Source organism: Nissabacter archeti (genome assembly GCF_018257325.1).
In the GTDB taxonomy this organism is placed as follows: Bacteria; Pseudomonadota; Gammaproteobacteria; order Enterobacterales; family Enterobacteriaceae; genus Chimaeribacter; species Chimaeribacter arupi.
Window position 1 is genome coordinate 198,589 of sequence record NZ_JAERKB010000004.1, and the last position, 15,748, is coordinate 214,336.

General features: G+C 62.3%; 13 protein-coding genes. All 13 read right to left on the minus strand.

Annotation, left to right across the window (positions count from 1 at the left end):
* The gene (locus JK232_RS06975; RefSeq protein WP_072928179.1) at positions 1-249 is read right to left on the minus strand and encodes an acyl carrier protein; all 249 of its coding nucleotides are present in this window, start codon (positions 247-249) and stop codon (positions 1-3) included.
* Positions 242-1,033: a hotdog family protein gene (locus JK232_RS06980; protein ID WP_212588975.1), complete on the minus strand. Its 792-nt coding sequence runs from the start codon at positions 1,031-1,033 to the stop codon at positions 242-244. Before JK232_RS06980 ends, JK232_RS06975 begins: the two co-directional genes overlap by 8 nt.
* The gene (locus JK232_RS06985; RefSeq protein ID WP_101828252.1) at positions 1,030-2,280 is read right to left on the minus strand and encodes a beta-ketoacyl-[acyl-carrier-protein] synthase family protein; all 1,251 of its coding nucleotides are present in this window, start codon (positions 2,278-2,280) and stop codon (positions 1,030-1,032) included. Before JK232_RS06985 ends, JK232_RS06980 begins: the two co-directional genes overlap by 4 nt.
* A 1-nt stretch (position 2,281) precedes the next feature.
* The gene (locus JK232_RS06990; protein WP_212588976.1) at positions 2,282-3,673 is read right to left on the minus strand and encodes an efflux transporter outer membrane subunit; all 1,392 of its coding nucleotides are present in this window, start codon (positions 3,671-3,673) and stop codon (positions 2,282-2,284) included.
* Positions 3,670-5,613, minus strand: a complete 1,944-nt coding sequence (locus tag JK232_RS06995) for an ABC transporter permease (protein WP_338086301.1) — start codon at positions 5,611-5,613, stop codon at positions 3,670-3,672. Before JK232_RS06995 ends, JK232_RS06990 begins: the two co-directional genes overlap by 4 nt.
* Positions 5,610-6,767 carry an efflux RND transporter periplasmic adaptor subunit gene (locus tag JK232_RS07000; RefSeq protein WP_212588977.1) on the minus strand — a complete coding sequence of 386 codons (1,158 nt, stop codon included), beginning with the start codon at positions 6,765-6,767 and terminating at the stop codon, positions 5,610-5,612. The genes JK232_RS06995 and JK232_RS07000 overlap by 4 nt, the downstream gene beginning before the upstream one ends.
* Positions 6,764-8,902, minus strand: coding sequence for a peptidase domain-containing ABC transporter (locus JK232_RS07005; RefSeq protein WP_212588978.1), 2,139 nt, complete (start codon positions 8,900-8,902; stop codon positions 6,764-6,766). Before JK232_RS07005 ends, JK232_RS07000 begins: the two co-directional genes overlap by 4 nt.
* Positions 8,899-9,855: a hypothetical protein gene (locus JK232_RS07010; protein WP_072928168.1), complete on the minus strand. Its 957-nt coding sequence runs from the start codon at positions 9,853-9,855 to the stop codon at positions 8,899-8,901. Before JK232_RS07010 ends, JK232_RS07005 begins: the two co-directional genes overlap by 4 nt.
* A gap of 2 nt (positions 9,856-9,857) precedes the next feature.
* Positions 9,858-10,052 carry a hypothetical protein gene (locus JK232_RS07015; protein ID WP_101834937.1) on the minus strand — a complete coding sequence of 65 codons (195 nt, stop codon included), beginning with the start codon at positions 10,050-10,052 and terminating at the stop codon, positions 9,858-9,860.
* A 778-nt stretch (positions 10,053-10,830) separates the two neighbouring features.
* Complete coding sequence (locus tag JK232_RS07020) at positions 10,831-11,691, minus strand: PhzF family phenazine biosynthesis protein (protein ID WP_072928165.1); 861 nt, start codon at positions 11,689-11,691, stop codon at positions 10,831-10,833.
* Positions 11,692-11,777: 86 nt separating this feature from the next.
* The gene (locus JK232_RS07025; RefSeq protein WP_101828259.1) at positions 11,778-13,217 is read right to left on the minus strand and encodes a cation:proton antiporter; all 1,440 of its coding nucleotides are present in this window, start codon (positions 13,215-13,217) and stop codon (positions 11,778-11,780) included.
* Between the two features lie 164 nt (positions 13,218-13,381).
* Positions 13,382-14,455 (minus strand): AraC-like transcriptional regulator QhpR, encoded by a 1,074-nt coding sequence (gene qhpR / locus JK232_RS07030; protein WP_101834935.1) that lies wholly within the window; start codon positions 14,453-14,455, stop codon positions 13,382-13,384.
* Positions 14,456-14,531: 76 nt separating this feature from the next.
* The gene (locus tag JK232_RS07035; RefSeq protein ID WP_212588979.1) at positions 14,532-15,557 is read right to left on the minus strand and encodes a phosphotransferase enzyme family protein; all 1,026 of its coding nucleotides are present in this window, start codon (positions 15,555-15,557) and stop codon (positions 14,532-14,534) included.
* Positions 15,558-15,748 lie beyond the last annotated feature (191 nt).

Genomic DNA, 15,748 nt, shown 5'->3' on the forward strand with positions numbered 1-15,748 from the left:
TCAGGCCTCCTCACCGGCAAAATGTTGGCAAAACTGGCGCAGCGTCAGCCCTGGGTTCTGCACAAACAGATCGGCTTCCAGCGTCAGGCCGAACTCGCGTTTCAGCAGTACCATCAGCTCCACATAGTCCAGGCTGTCCAGCTTCAGCGCCGCCAGCGGCATATCCGCGTCCAGCGTGGCCGGGTCGAGGTCTTTGGCGTCACACAGGGTGTCCGCAATGGTGGTGTAAAGGGTGGTGTAGTCAGTCATCGTAATCTCCTTGGTGTTGGAATGGGGCGGGCCGAGTTTTCAGCGAAATAAAGTGCGTCATGGCCTGTGTGCCCAGGCTGGCCTGAATACCCAGGCGCAAGATAAAACCGCGCTGCCGGTCGCCCAGCACCAGGGCGGGCAGCACGGCGTAATCCACGGCGGCACCCCCTGCCGCCCCTGCCGGGGTGTCCAGCAGGGCGGCAGAAAATGAGGCCTCGTTGTGGGTCTGCATCAGCGGGAGTTGCGGCATCACGTCCGGCAGGGTGGTGGCCTGCAATTCCGGCAGGATGTCATGCACGGTTTGCATCACTTCGGGCGAGGCCAGCAGCTCGCGGAACAACAGGGCGTCCAGCGCGACCCAGGCGGGAAGACCCGGCGGCAGCACGGCGGTATCACCCAGATCGCACTGCCTGACGGCCAGCCCCGGTTGTAACACCGGAGGGGGGCTGCCGGCCAGGCAGGCACTGATGCAGGGCTGCGCCTGGGCATCGAGCAACCTGGCGCTGACGCCCCTGGCGGTCTGCTCCACGCTGAGCTGATAGGGCTGACAGCAGTAGGTCGGCGCGCGCAACCGGCTGGTGAAATGCCAGGCTTGCGGCGGGTCATTTCGTTTCCCGGCGGGCGTGCTGAGCGCAGCCTTGACATCAAGCAGCGCACGCATCCCCTGGATTGGCGTCTGCGTCAGCCCCAGCCGCCGGGCGAAACCGGCATCGTAATGGACAGGGTTGTTATCCCCGGAAAAGGTGCTCCAGTGGCGGATATGCGCCGCGGTGTAGCGGATCATGCCTGGCCCCGCGACAGGATTAACGCGGCATTCGCGCCGCCAAACCCAAAGCTCAGGTTCAAGGTATGGTCAAAGCGGGCGGCGCGGTGGCCCTCGGCAATGTAATCCAGATCGCACTGCGGGTCAGGGCGGCGGAGATGGGCCGTGGCCGGCATCACCTGTTCGGCCAGCGCCTTCAGGCAGACAATCGCTTCAAAACTGCCCGCCGCCGCGATCATATGGCCGGTGTAACTCTTGGTGCTGGAGATCGGGATGGTATAGGCCGCATCGCCCAGCGCCATTTTGATGGCATCGGACTCATTAAGATCGTTGAGCGGCGTGGAGGTGCCGTGGGCGTTGATGTAGCCGAGCGCTTCCGGGGCCAGCCCGGCCTGCGCCAGCGCCGCCCGGATGGCTTTGGTGCGCGGGATTTTGTCCGCGGCCGGGGCGGTAAAGTTGACGGCGTCTGAATAGTTGCCGTAGCCGGTAATTTCACCCAGGATCGCGGCACCGCGTGCCAGCGCCGCCCCACGCTCCTCCAGGCAGAGCACCGCGCCGCCTTCTGACAGCACAAACCCGCTGCGGTCGAGGCTGAAGGGGCAGCAGGCGCGCGCCGGGTCATCCTGTTCCGGTGTCAGCGCTTTGAGGACATCGATATTCCAGATGGAATTGTCTTTGGTCAGCGATTCCGCGCCGCCCGCCAGCATCATGTCAGCGCGCCCGCTGCGGATCACCTCAAACGCATCGCCAATCGCGAGGGTGCCGGTGGCGCAGGCGGCCACCGGGGTAGCCTGGTAACCGCGCAGCCCCCAGAACTGGCTACAGGCGGCCGTGGCGACATTGGGCATGGTCAGAAAGCACCCGAACATCGACCCCATGCCGGTCTGCTGGTACTGGTCATAATTTTCCAGCGCCTCATCCAGCCCGGCCCAGCCGGTGCCGATGATCGCGCCGCAGGCGAGCGGGTCATAAACCTCAGCCACCGGCCTGTCGCCGAAGGCCATCGCCATTGCCTCACGGGCCGACACCAGCGCCAATTGCGCGAAGCGCGGCAGGCGGCGGCGGATGGCGGCCGGTAAAAAGGCGATGTCCGGTTTTGGGTCGGCCAGCCCATAAAAGTGCGACGCGATCCCGGCGGCCTGCCGGTCAACCCGCCGATAACCGATGTGCCCGGCCATAATCCCGGCCCAGCTCTGTTCCGCGCTGTTTCCCAATGGGGTGACCGCGCCGTAACCGGTGACGACAACCCGGCGTGATGGTGTACTCATCTTATGGTCCTTTTGCCTGGTCAGGGAGCACATCGCGGCCGTCATAGCCCATTGCCAGGCAGAGTGTCAGCGTGGCATTGAGGTAACGGATCCGGGCATCGACCAGATTGATATGGTTGGTGAAGAGATTTTCTTGTGCCGCCAGCCATTCGCTCAGGGGAACGGCACCCGCCAGATAGCGGCTGCGGGTCAGGTCGGCACTCTGTTGGTTCAGCGTTACGCTCTTTTGCAAAAAGGTGAGGTTCTGCACGGCGGCCTGCCGTTCTGCCTGCGCATCCGCCACCTGGGACAAGGCGCGGTACACGCTGTTGCGGAATTCAAGCGACGCCTGCCGGACGCTGATCTGTGCGTGTTCCACGGTGAGCTGCACCTTGTTCCACTCCAGGAACGGCAGCGAAAGCGTGGTGCCCAGCGTGCGCGCCGGGTTATCGAACCACTGGCGGAACAGCGCATTGCCCGCATTCAGGGCCGCGCTCAGCGACAGCGTAGGGTAGAAGCTCAGGCGTGCCGCGTCGGAACCGGCCAGCGCCGCGCGTAACCGCCACTCCGCGGCCTGGACATCCGGCCGGTGCGCAATGATGTCCAGCGGGGCTGAAAGTGTGACGGTGACCGGGGCGGCATCCGCCGCCGGTTTGCCTTCCGGCAGCGGCTGGCTGGGCGACCGCCCCAGCAGCAGGGCCAGCGCATCACGGCTTTTTTCGCGTTCTGCCTGCACATGGTGGATCTGGTTCGCCCCATCCAGCACCCGCTGCTCCGCCTGCAACACGCCCTCACGGGCCTCATTCCCGGCCTGATAGCGTGCGCGCACCAGGCGCTCTGTTTCTTCCCGCAGCGTTTGGATCTGGGCCAGTTGCTCAAGCTGGTGGTTATACTGGCTGATTTGCCAGTAGAGCTGGGCGGTGGTGCCGATCAGGACACGCGCGGTTTCTTGCAGATCCTGCGCGCTGGCTTCCGCTTCCCATTGCGCCTGATCGCGCGTTCTGGCCAGTTTGCCCCACACATCCAGCTCATAGCCGACGTTGAGTGAGGCGCTGTAGTTTTCGGCGGGGTCGCGATCCGCTTTCAGCGATTTACTGTTACCGGCGTTGCCGCCTGCCGACACCGACGGTGTCAGGTTGCCTGCGGTCAGTTCGCGTTGGATCCGCGCCTGCTTCAGGCGCAGCCCGGCTTGCAGCAAATCATTATTGGCGACCAGCGCCTGCTCAATAATGGCGGAGAGTGTCGGGTCGTTGAATTGCTGCCACCAGCGGCCGCTGTGTTGCAGGTATTCGCTGCCGGTGTCCTGCTGTTGCCAGGCGGGCAACGCGAGGTCGGGGCGCTGGTAGTCGCTTTCGGTGAGGGTGCCGCAACCGGCCAGGCACAGCACCCATCCCAGGTTCAGTGTACGTTTCACTCTTTTGCCAGGGCCTCCACCGGGTTAAGCCCTGCCGCCCTTTTGGCCGGGAAAAAGCCGAACACCACGCCAATCAGCACGGAGAACAGGCAGGAGAGCAGGATCGGGGGCCAGGTGACGACCATGACCCACTCAGGTTGGATGCGCGGCACCACCCTGGCGGCCGCCAGCGAAAGCAGAATGCCGGCAACGCCGCCCAGCAGGCAGATCACCACTGCCTCAATCAAAAATTGCAGCATGATGTCCACAGGCCGGGCACCGACGGAGAGCCGGATGCCGATCTCATAAATGCGCTCGGTGACTGACACCAGCATCACGTTCATCACGCCGATGCCGCCCACCAGCAAAGAGATGGCGGCAATCGAGGTAATCAGTTGCGTCAGCGAGCGGGAGGTTTTCTCCATCACTTCGCCCAGGCGTTCGTTGGTGCGGGTATGGAAATCCCGTTTGCCGCGCACCTGGGCAAGCGCCTGTTCAACCTGTTGCTGCACCTGCACCACATTGCGGCTTTCAGCGATGCGCACCACCAGTTTGCTGAACGGCTGCTCACCGCTGAGGCGGCGGGTCAGCGTGGTGTAGGGCATCCAGAGTTCTGCCTGCCCGCCGACGTAGCCCGCTTCTGCGGCGCGCGCCACGCCGATCACGCGGAAAGGGATGCCGTTGACGCCAATCACCTGACCCACAGGAGAACCCTCCGGGAACAGCGTTTTATGCAGGGTGGTGTCGATAATCGCCACCGGTTCGCTGCCGGACATATCCCGTGGCGAGAAGCCGCGCCCGCTGACCAGGGTGATATTCCGCACATGGAAATAGGGCGTATCAACGCCGCTGGCCATCACGTCCTGCAATTTTTTCTGCGCGGCCGCCACCGCGAAGGTCTGGAGCAACGGCGACACACTGTCGATGCCCGGCTGCGCGTGCAGGAACGCGGCATCTTGCAGCGTCAGTGGGGCGGGATGGGAAGTGAACTGTTTCTCCAGGCTTTCGCCGGGCAGGATTTCCAGGGTCTGCGCACCCAGTGCGCCGATCTCTTTTAAAATCTGTTGCCGTGCGCCTTCGCCCATCGCCAGCGAGATCACTACCGCCGTAATGCCGATGATGATCCCAAGCATGGAGAGCAGGGCGCGTACCCGGTGGCCCATCAGGGCGCGCCAGGCCATTTGCATGGCGCATTTCAACCGTTGTGCCAGGCCCGCAGGCGGCAGGATGCCCGGTTCAGGCATAACCAGCGGTTCGCTTTTCGTCGGGGCGCAGGGCGTGTCGCGGGTGATGACGCCTTCATCGATTTCAATGATGCGTTCAGCCTGTTCGGCCACGGTGCGATCGTGGGTGACGATAATCACCGTGCGCCCGGCATGGTGCAGCGCTTTCAGGATCGCCATCAGCCGTTCGCCGCTGGCTTTGTCCAGCGCGCCGGTCGGCTCGTCCGCCAGGATAATGTCCGCGCCGTTCATCAATGCCCTGGCAACGCTGACCCGTTGTTGCTGCCCGCCGGAAAGCGCCGACGGTAAATGGTTCTCCCGCGAGGCCAGGCCGAGCTGGCGCAGCAGGAATTGCGCATGGCTGTCGCGGGTGGCTTCATCCCAGGCGCGGTACTGGGCCGGGATCAGCACATTCTCCTGCGCCGTCAGGAACGGGATCAGGTGGTAGCGCTGGAAGATGAACCCGATATGGCGGCTGCGCAGCCGTGCCAGGCTTTCCTGGCCGGCCTCCGCCACCGGTTCGCCATGAATGAACAGGGCGCCGCGGGAGGGGGTGTCGAGGCAGCCAATGATGTTCATCAGCGTGGATTTGCCCGAACCCGAGGTGCCGATGATGGCGACCATTTCGCCCGGCCGGATGCGCAAATCAACCTCTTTCAGCACCTCGAGCGTTTCATCACCCGAGCGGAAGGTGCGGCAGACTTTCCGTAATTCAACCGCATAGCGGGGGGTGCTCACGATGCCGCCCCCTCCTGCTGCACCAGGGCGACCTGTTCCCCTTCCTGCAACCCGGATTTCACCTCAATCAGGTTACGGTCGCTGATGCCGACGGTGATGTCCCGCGCCTGCGGCACGCCCTCTTTGATGACGCTGACCTGATAGCGATCCGGCGCGAGGGGCGTGCCCAGCGCGCTCAGCGGCAGGCGCAGCACCTGTTTCGCCAGTGCGGTACGGATAAAGACCTGCGCCGTCATGGCGGTTTTCAACCGGCGCGCCGGGTTTTTCAGCGTGAACAGGGCGCTGTAATAGACCGCCCCCTGCTGCTGCCCGCCGCCGCTGCTGCTGCTGTCCGCCTGCTGCTGCAACGCCTCTTCCGGGATGGACTGGATATAGTCCAGCGTACTGTCATAACGGGTATCAGGGTCGGCCTGCACATAGCTCCAGAGCGGCTGGCCCGCCTGCACTTTCAGGATGTCGGTTTCCGAGATGCGGGTATGCACCTCCATCACATCCAGGTTGCCGAGCACCATCAGCGTGGGCGCGGAGTCGGAGGAGACCAGGGTCTGCCCCTCTTTGGCGATGATGCCCAGCACTTCGCCGTCAATCGGCGCGACAATGCGCGTATAACCCAGGTTGGCCTCGGCGGTTTCGACATTCACTTCGGCCTGGGTGATTTGCGTCTGCGAAATCTTGATCTGCTCACGCTGGGCGTAGTATTGCGCTTCGGCCTCTTCCAGCTGGGCAGGCACGCCCGCGCTTTCGCGCGCCATCTTCTGCTCTCGGCGCAGCCGTTTCTCATACTGCTTCAGCAGGACTTCAGCGCTGATTTTCTGCGCCCGTGCGCTGTTCAGCTCCGCCTTGGCGTTACGCAGATCGTTCTGCTGCAAGGTCGGGTCAATTTCCGCCAGCAACTGGCCGGTTTTGACCCTCTCACCCTGTTTCACATAGAGTTTTTTCAGCTGGCCATTGACCTGCACCCCGACATTGACCTGCGCCGAAGGCTTGAGCACGCCGGTCGCCATGACCCATTGCTCGATGTCGCCCCGCGTCACCGGCTGCGCAGAGAGCGCCTGCGGGGCGCTGTCATCTGTGCCCGGCACCATCAGCGCCGCGCCGCACAGGGCCAGCGCGATCAGGGCACTGCCGCCCCACCACACCCCGCGGCGCGTCATGAGGCACGCTCCATTACCACCGGGGCGGCCTGCTCAGCCAGTGCGCCGTGCTCCATCAACAGCGTCCGGTCGAACAGGGGGCATAATGCGGCGCTGTGCGTGACCACAATCAGCGTGCGGCCCTGGCGGCGGCACTGGTCAACGATGCCCGCCATCACCTGGTGCGCGGTGGCGGCGTCCAGGTTGGCGGTGGGTTCATCCAGCATCAGGATGGGCTGGGTGGTGTAGAGCGCGCGCGCCAGCAGCAGCCGCTGCCGTTGACCGAGGGAGAGGCCGGAGTGGCTTTCACGCACCAGGGCGTTCAGCCCGCCCGGCAACTGCGCCACCACCTCTTGCAGGTTCAGCCAGGCCAGCATCGCGTCAATGTCAGCCCGCCGCGCCGGGGGCACGTCCGTAAACAGCGTGATGTTTTCCAGCATACTGCCGCTGAACAGGATGTCCTCCTGGCTTTGCAGGAAACAGAGGCGGTTACGGTGTTCGGCACTCAGCGGCTGCCCGCCGGCTTCAATCGTGCCCTGCTGGGGATCGAGTAAGCCGGTGATAATCTTCAGCAGCGTACTTTTGCCGCACCCGGATTCACCCACCACCGCCAGGCACTCACCCGGCATCACCGTCAGGTTGAGGTGCGCCAGCACCGGCTGCGGCTCGCCCTCATAGTGGAAACCGATATCCCGGTAGGTTAACGGGGTATCCGGCGTGACCGGCGGCAGCGAACCTGCGGCAGGCGGGGCCTCGGCTGAGAAGAGATCCCCGGCGCGCTTGTCAATGATGCTGATGCGGTTCTTCTCCAGCACGGCAAAGAACAGGGTGGTGACATAGCTGGCGAAAATTTGCCGGATAAAGTTGTAGGCAAAGAATGCACCGAGCGAAATGCTCCCATCTTTAAGCTGCGGCAGCGCCAGCAGCATAAAGAACACCATCTCCAGGCTGCTCACCAGCTGGTAGATAGTATTTTTGATGGTTTCGTAGATATTCTTGCGCCGGGCGGTTTCAAACAGCGTTGCGGAGTGGCCGGCATAGGCGATGTTGCGTTGCTGCATCAGCCCGGCGGATTTGATGGTCGCGTAACCCTGGATGCTCTCCATAATGAAATCATTCTGTTTCGCGCCGTACTCTTCTAATGCCTGGGTGTAATAGCGGTCGCGGGCCATCGCCCAGACACTGATCAGGCCCATTACCGTAATCCCGCCAAGCGAGAGCAGGGCCAGCGGCAGGCTGATATACGCCATGATCACGAAAGCGATCAGCACAATCACCCAGTGGGTGCGCAGGCCGTTATCCAGTTCAATTTTCTGCCCATGCGTGCCTTGCCAGGAGATAAAGCGGCTATAGATCTCACCGGGCGCCCGCTTTTCAAAAAAGTTAAGCGAGTTGGCCAGCAGGCGCGAAAAACCGTTCTGGCTGGCGATCACCACAAAGCGTTTGATAAAGCGCTCACTGATAAGCCTCACCCCCAGCGCCAGCAGCGAGGAGGCCACAAACACCAGCAGGTAGAGGCCGTAGGGGAAATCGCTGGTGGTGGGTGAGGTGTAGACGTCATTGATCGCGCTGCTCACCATGATCGGCATGATAAACAGGGAGAGTGAGATCAAAAACGTAATGAGCATCAGCCGGTAAATACCGCGGATGCCTGCCGTCTCCTTCAGGCTCATAAAGGCCAGCCGACGGCGGCGCTTCAGGGCGGTGGCGGCTTTTTCACGCGCTTTTTCCCGGACTTTTTCTTCCGCCGCTTCCGCCGGGGCCACCACCACCGCGTAGCCGCTGATCGCCTGTTTCAGCGCTTGCGCGGGCAGCAGTTGTTGCCCCAGCGCCGGGTTCATCACACAGAGTTTGCCGTTGCGGCAGTAAGCCAGGACGACGTAATGCCCTTCGCCATAGTGCAGGATCGCCGGCAGGGGCAGCGCATCCAGTTCGGAGAAGTCAAATTTTACCGGGTAATGGGGGATCGCGAGATCCTGGAGGACGTCGCACAGCTGTTTCATGGTCATGCCGTGCGCAGAGGCCGGGTAGGTTTTACGCAGCATTTCCAGGGAAGTATCCACGCCCTGGGTTTCTGCCAGCATCGCGATACAGGCCAGGCCGCACTCATTGGCTTCACTTTGCAAAACCATGCCGGGAATAATGGTTTTTTTCATGGGGCTCGATTTGTAAAAAAAAGGGAGTGGAGATGCCATAACAACCACTCGCCGGGATAGCGGCGAAGGGCATCCTCAATGATTTCCGGCATCCGCTGGGGCAGTTGCCGGGCGGGCACGGGCGCGTCAATGGAGATAGCCAGGCCGTTGTCGAAGGAGAGCGAGTAAAACACCACCTGGGCCGAAATGGCCCGAGACAACCGGACGATGCCGTTATGCAGGGAGGCCGGGCGGCCAAAAAGGCGGCAGGGGTAGGCACCCATCTCGCCGCTGGCTGCCGTCTGGGTATACTCCTGCACCATATCGGGAAAAAGCAGCATGGCCCGCGCCCCTGAGGCGCACGCCGGCAGGTCGTTCATCAGCTGTGAGGCGCGCCCTTCGGCCGGGGCGTGGATGGAGCAATAGCTGATGTTTTCCAGCCCGGCCTGTTGGCGCTCCTGTGGGTGATAGACATCCGCATTGGAGGAGACGATCACCGTCAGCGGCAGGCCGATCGCTTTGGCACCGACAATCACGGCAACAATGTCTGACACGTTATGCATCGGGGCGAGGATGATCGGCGTTTTGGCGTCGAGCAGCGGTTGCAGCACCTGGTTGAGCCGGGCCGCGCACGCCTCAATCTCGCGCATAAACGCCGGGTTTTGTGCCCAGGTGGCGGCGATCTCCAGAATCACGCGCCGTTGCGCCACCCAGGTGAAATCCAGCGGCTGGGCATCACCCAGCAAACAGCGGCAGTTTTCCTGGGCGACCAGGCTGCGGTAACGCTGTGCTTTTTCCGTCAGGCCCAGCGCGCGCGCCAGATGCGCCAGCCTGAACAGCCAGCGGTAATGGACATGCCGCAGCAGCACCCGTGCCAGCCTGAAACGCAGCCCGGTGAACCACCGCCAGCCGCGGAATACAGAGGACAGGAGCCCGCCGGCAAAGAAATAGGCAGTAATTAGGTAAGCGGGCATGGTCAGCCTTCACCCCGCGTTTGTGACAATGTCACCCGCTTCAGGGCGAAGGCCGGGAATTCCGCACCGGGGTCACCCCACTTCTCCGGCTGATGGTCAGCCGGTACTCGCGGGTTAATCCGGGCCACGATACAAAAGGAGGAGACTGCCGCCATAAAAAGTGCAGACAGCGTCAGCCTGAGATAATTATTTTTCATAACTGCATCCGGGATAGCCCGTCAAAATGATGTTTGCCTGACGTTTATATCTGCTAAAAGAAAATGTGAGATAGCCGGTGGCGTCATATCCAAAAATTCTGAATGCGCAAAAATAAAACCGCTGGCTGAAAGTGGCTTCCGTCAGTAAGGGAATAAGTAAACGCGTACATTATTGCGCTATATCAGCCTGATTGGCGCGTTATTATTCACGTCAATCAGGCGCATCAACACCGTGAATCCAGTCTCTGAATTGTTTACTCACGAGCCCTCAACTGCCCGGCCACGCCATATTCCGAGCCCTGGCGTCCTGAAGGTTATGTCAGGCGAAGTCAGTTTTCGTCTTGCCACCGATCATCATGGTGGGGGGTTCTGCGCTTAATTTAATCATCATTCCTTTTATTAAACGGGTGGCATCTTGTTGGCACATGTTAATAAAAGAGGATGAAGATAGGATCTTCCCGCTAAACATTATCGGTTTAAATAAAATCTAATTAGAATAACGAGCCTGCTAGCGGTTTAGAACGGGGTGGGAGTGTAACAAGCGTTTTAAAAAAAGAAACCCATTGCTGAATTAATCATGGTTTCATTTATACGAAAATAAATTTAATTAACCTGTTACGTGTTCTCGTAAAAAATAGCCGCGCGGCCGGTGAAAATTTTTCCATGCCAGACGATGACATAGACACAGGCAGGGGCGGGTAAACGTTAAAAGTTTCTTTAGGAAATGGCGGCCCCGGAACAAGGGCCGCCATAAAAGTCTTGGCAGGAGGCGGGCGTGTTACGCCACATTGATGGCGGTGTTGTCCATTGGCCGGGCAGTACCGGCCACGCGGATGCTGCCGCCCGGCTCGTCACTGATGCGGATGTTCAGCAGCGAGCGCATACCCATATCTTCACCCTGAATAATGTCCACCTCGCCGCCGTGCGGCCAGTTGATATCACGCAGGTAGCCGCCGAGCGCAGCCGCTGCCGCGCCGGTGGCCGGGTCTTCATACACCCCGCCGATCGCAAACGGGTTACGGGCATGGAAGCGGGTCGGGCTTTCGGCATGCACCAGGCAGAACGTCGTGATGCCGTGCGCTTCCATCATGGCCTTGCCCTGCGCCTGATCATAGTGCATCGCCCGCAGGGTTTCGCGGTCATGCAATGCCAGCACCAGATGGCGGGCGCCGCCTTCAGCCAGGGCCGGCGGCAGGCGTGCATCCAGATCCTCCTGTTGCCAGCCGAACAGCGCCAGCGCTTCTGCCACCAGGGCCGCCGGGGCCGCTTCACTGCGGGTCGGCGGGGAGTCGAGGGCCGCCGCAGAGAGCCCCGACTGGCTGTCACCCTCCACGCTTATCTCCCCATTGTTCAGAAACAGCCGGTAGCGTCCCGGCCCGAAACGGGTGGCCAGTACCGCACCGGCAGCAATGGTGGCGTGGCCGCAGAAAGGGATCTCAATCTCCGGGGCAAAATACCGGATGCGCCAGCCGTCGTCCTGCGGGGCCAGAAACGCCGTCTCGGAATAACCCACCTCTGCGGCAATCCGCTGCATCTCGGCCGCCTCCGGCAGGGCATCCGTAATCATCACCCCTGCCGGATTACCGCCCTGCCATCTGTCAGAAAAAGCCGCAATACGTGCTACGTTCATCGGTTCCATTTACTCACATCCTCAGGCTATGGGCTAAAAAGTAACTATAGCCAACATACCTGAAATCCGGCAAAACCGCGCGCACCGTAAAAAGATTAATCCTCTGATTTTTCGACTTTTTCACACTGTTTCTGTTGCTCTTCCTGCGTCTTTTCTTCACCCGCTTCGCGCTGTTCCTGCTCCTGGCGGCGGCGTTCCTCTTTTGCTGCCTTGCGCGCCTGCCGCAGGTTAAGCAGCGGCGTGACGGTGATGCCGTGCACAATCACGCTGGCGGCAATCACCGTAAAGGCGATGTCCACCATGCGCGTGGCGTCCGGCCCGTTGCCCAGCCCGTGTGTATAGGCGTAGGCAATGTAGTTGATACTGCCGATGCCGCGGATGCCCAGCCAGCCAAGCAGCCAGCGCCGCAGGGACGGAATGCCGGTGCCGATGCTCACTATCCACACCGACACCGGGCGAATGACCAGAAACAGCACCGCCGCCATCAACAGCCCCTGGAAATCCCAGTGCTGGGCGAGGGTGATACCCAGGACGATGACGATCGCAGCGGCAAAAATCCGCTCCATGATGTCACCGAACGCCAGCGCATCGCCCACCACCAGGCCCACCGAATGCGCGGGGCCGACGGTATCGATGGTGTGGCGCTGGTTAGGGTTAACCAGCTCCTCGGCGGGCGGGTAATTCTCATGCTCGCTGATCTCCTCCGGCGGGTGGCGGTTAATCACTTTCATCTCTGCCCGGCGCAGCCCGACGCCCGCGGCAAACGCCGCCAGAAAGCCGGAGGCCTCCAGGCTTTGCGCCGCCGCATAACTCAGGGCGATCAGCGCCAGCGCCAGAAAGTCATTGGGGGCCACGTCATGCTGCTTGCTGCGCAACAGGGTCGCCAGCAGGCCAACCAGCCGCCCCATCACAAACCCGATGCCCAGCCCGCCCAGCAACGCCCAGACCACATCCACCAGCGCCCAGTGCCGCCACTCTTCGCCGCTCAGGCTGCCCTGTGAGCCGATCAGCATCATCGCCAGGATCAGGATCGGCAGCGCCGAGCCGTCGTTCATCCCGGCCTCGCTGGAGAGCGCGACCCGCAAATCATCATTGTCACTGGCATCGTTGACTGAAATCAGGCTCGCCAGCACCGGGTCAGTCGGCGCGACAATCGCCCCGAACGCCAGCGCCAGCGGCCAGTCAAAGCCCAGCATATAGTGCGCGGCCGCCGTCACCCCGCCGACCGTAAGCAACATCGCCGGGAACGCCAGCCGGGCGCCCATCCGCCAGCTGCGGGTTCTAAACGGCAGGCGCAGTTTCAACCCGGTGATAAACAGCGAGGCCGCCATCGCAATTTCCGTGACCCGGCCGACCAGCACTGAGTGGTCAACCACGTCTACCTGTAACAGGTTCAGCGCCCAGGGGCCGCATAAAATCCCGGCGGCCAGATACAGCCCAAAAGTGCTGACCGGGCTGCGGCTAATCCACCCCGATGCCAGCGACATCATCAGCAACAACCCACCGGTTGCGGCTGTCCACCCTAAAAAATCCATAGCGCGTATCCTCTTATGCTCTGTCGGGGGCGGGTTCACGCCCCGTTTTCTTCTGCCATGTGTGCATAAAAGTGTAGCAGGTGTAGGGGTTTACCTCAGGAAAGAGGAGAGAATACGCGGTTGGCGGTAAAAAAAGCGGCGGGCGGCAGGAACCGCCCAGCATGTCAGGGGCGGTCTTGTTGCTGTCGCCAGGCACGTGGGCTGATGCCGAACCAACGGCGGAAGGCGCGGGAAAAGGCACTGACTTCAGAGTACCCCAGCAGGAAAGCCATATCCGAAATCGGCAAATGGCGCTGCGCCAGATAGTGCGTCGCCATCTCCTGCCGCACCCTGTCCACCACCCGGCTGAACGTGAGCTGTTCGTCACTGAGCCGCCGTTGCAGCGACGCGCCCGACATGCCGAGCAGCCCGGCGACCTGCTCCATCACCGGCTCACCCTGCGGCAACTGCTGGCGGATGGCAGCGCGCGCCTGGTCTAGCACGGATAACGGCTGGCTGCTCTGGTTCAGGCGGCGCATCGCGTCCTGCATCACCATCAGCAGGATCGGGTCACTCTCCGGCATCGGGCGTTGCAGCTCATGGCGCGGGATAAGCAGCGAGTTGAACGGCTGGTCGAAATAGACCGGCGCATCATAATATTTGCAGTGCTCGTGCCACTGTTCCGGCCGGGGGTGTTCAAAATGCACCTCTTTCGGGGCCCACTGCGGCCCCAGCGCATGGCGCAGCAGGTTGATCACCATGCCGAGCGTCAGCTCAGCATCCTGCCGCTGGGAGATAATCGCGCCGTGGCGGATCTGGTAATCGAAACGCAGGCAGTGCGGCAGGTCCACCAGCCGGGTCAGGGTGGCGTGCTGGTGCCACGGGAAAGCAAACACCAGGTTGCGCAGCGCCTGTTCTGCGGTGGCAGAACAGAGACCGACATAGCCAATCAGGCCGAGCTGCTGGGGTTTGAATTGCAGGCCGTAGTGCAGGCCGAAATTATCCGCACCGGTCTGGCGCGCCGCCTCCTCCAGCACCCGGCAGTAACCGGGCAGCGTCAGGCTTTGGGTGGGCTGGGTCAGCAGGGCCGGGGAGATCCGGCACATGCCGAGGATGCGCTCCGGGTCGCCGCCCTGCTGGGCGATAAACGCTTCCAGCCCGCAGGCCGCTGCGGCCAGAATGCCCTGATGGCCGGAGATCGCCGGTTGGGTCAGCGCCGGGAGCACAGCAGGGTGGGGCAAGGTCTGGGCAGTGATCATCGCGTTCTCCTGATAAACGGGCACCTCAGGAGTAAAGCAAAAGCTGTGCCATCGCCCATGCCTGCCAGAGGGCGATTCAGCCTGCACCCACCGGCAGCCCGCGCTGTTCAAGGTAACGGCGGCAAAGCCTGATGCTCTCCTGTGCCCAGTGCGGCCCTAGCGAGCGCGCCTGCCCGGTGTCCGCATGGGAACCCACCCAGGCCAGCAACTGAATCCGGCGCTGGATCAGCATCGACGGGATGACCGCCACCTCAGCCGGGGTGAGCGGGCAGGTATGCTGATACCCTTCCAGCCAGCCCGCGACCCATGCCGGGGCATCAGGATGGTGCTCAACAAAGCTGATGGCTGCCGCCAGATCGTGCAGGTACCAGCCAAACCCGCAATCATCAAAATCGATGACCCGCGTCTGCTGCTGATGGCGCATCAGGTTGGTCAGGCGCAAATCGGCATGGATCAGCCCGAAGCGGTCCGGCCCCTGGCCAAACGCCTGCATGGCGGCACTGACCTGATGCAGCGTCTCCTCCACCAGCGGGATATCCGCGTTGCTCAGCCCCGGCGCGCTGCGCCAGTCACCCCAGTGGCCGTCCGGGCCAGTCATGGTGGCGTGATCCCAGCGCAGGCGGCGGAAATGTGCCGGGCGCTGCCAGCCCCGGCTGTGCTGGTGCAGGCGGGCGGTGGTACGCCCCAGCTCAATAAAATCCTCCCGCGCCACCCGGTTGAGGTCATCTTGCAGCACCTCCCCGGCGATCCAGTCAAACAGCACCGCATAGCGGGTGTCGCCGGTGTCCGTGCGCAGCGGGATCACCTGCTGCCCGTCACGGTTGGTGTGCGCCGCCGGCACCTCAATGCCCGCATCACGCAGTGCGTCCAGCCACAGCAACTCGCTCTGGATCTCCGCCTGCTGGTGGTAATCGGGCCGGTGGATGCGCAGCGCATAACGCCGCTGCCGGGCATCGGTAATCTGAAAGGTGGCATTCTCTGAGCGGCAGAACAGCGCTATCTGCGGCGCGGTAACCTGGGGGCAGGTGGCCAGCGCCTGGGCGGCGAGGCGGCCGAGGGCGGCGTTGTCCAGCGTGTCGTACTGTTTGGCGATGGTGGTCATGGTGGCGTCCCCTGTCATTGGTGCATACGGCCTGAGCGGTTGATGGCGTTAGGATGCGGCGGGACGCAGGGCGTTACCTGACCGCACAGGGCAGGAAGTTGACCGCAGAACACGCGGGCGCGGCGCAAAGGGCAAAGTTGACTTCAGCGCACAGCGGCTGACCGGCTGCGGTCAAGTCAGCCGCGCACAAG

Excerpts from the sequence above, each read along its gene's own strand:
- JK232_RS06975 (WP_072928179.1), bottom strand. The coding sequence starts at position 249 with ATGACTGACTACACCACCCTTTACACCACCATTGCGGACACCCTGTGT.
- JK232_RS06980 (WP_212588975.1), bottom strand. The coding sequence starts at position 1,033 with ATGATCCGCTACACCGCGGCGCATATCCGCCACTGGAGCACCTTTTCC.
- JK232_RS06985 (WP_101828252.1), bottom strand. The coding sequence starts at position 2,280 with ATGAGTACACCATCACGCCGGGTTGTCGTCACCGGTTACGGCGCGGTC.
- JK232_RS07000 (WP_212588977.1), bottom strand. The coding sequence starts at position 6,767 with ATGACGCGCCGCGGGGTGTGGTGGGGCGGCAGTGCCCTGATCGCGCTG.
- JK232_RS07005 (WP_212588978.1), bottom strand. The coding sequence starts at position 8,902 with ATGAAAAAAACCATTATTCCCGGCATGGTTTTGCAAAGTGAAGCCAAT.
- JK232_RS07010 (WP_072928168.1), bottom strand. The coding sequence starts at position 9,855 with ATGCCCGCTTACCTAATTACTGCCTATTTCTTTGCCGGCGGGCTCCTG.
- JK232_RS07015 (WP_101834937.1), bottom strand. The coding sequence starts at position 10,052 with ATGAAAAATAATTATCTCAGGCTGACGCTGTCTGCACTTTTTATGGCG.
- JK232_RS07020 (WP_072928165.1), bottom strand. The coding sequence starts at position 11,691 with ATGGAACCGATGAACGTAGCACGTATTGCGGCTTTTTCTGACAGATGG.
- JK232_RS07025 (WP_101828259.1), bottom strand. The coding sequence starts at position 13,217 with ATGGATTTTTTAGGGTGGACAGCCGCAACCGGTGGGTTGTTGCTGATG.
- qhpR (WP_101834935.1), bottom strand. The coding sequence starts at position 14,455 with ATGATCACTGCCCAGACCTTGCCCCACCCTGCTGTGCTCCCGGCGCTG.
- JK232_RS07035 (WP_212588979.1), bottom strand. The coding sequence starts at position 15,557 with ATGACCACCATCGCCAAACAGTACGACACGCTGGACAACGCCGCCCTC.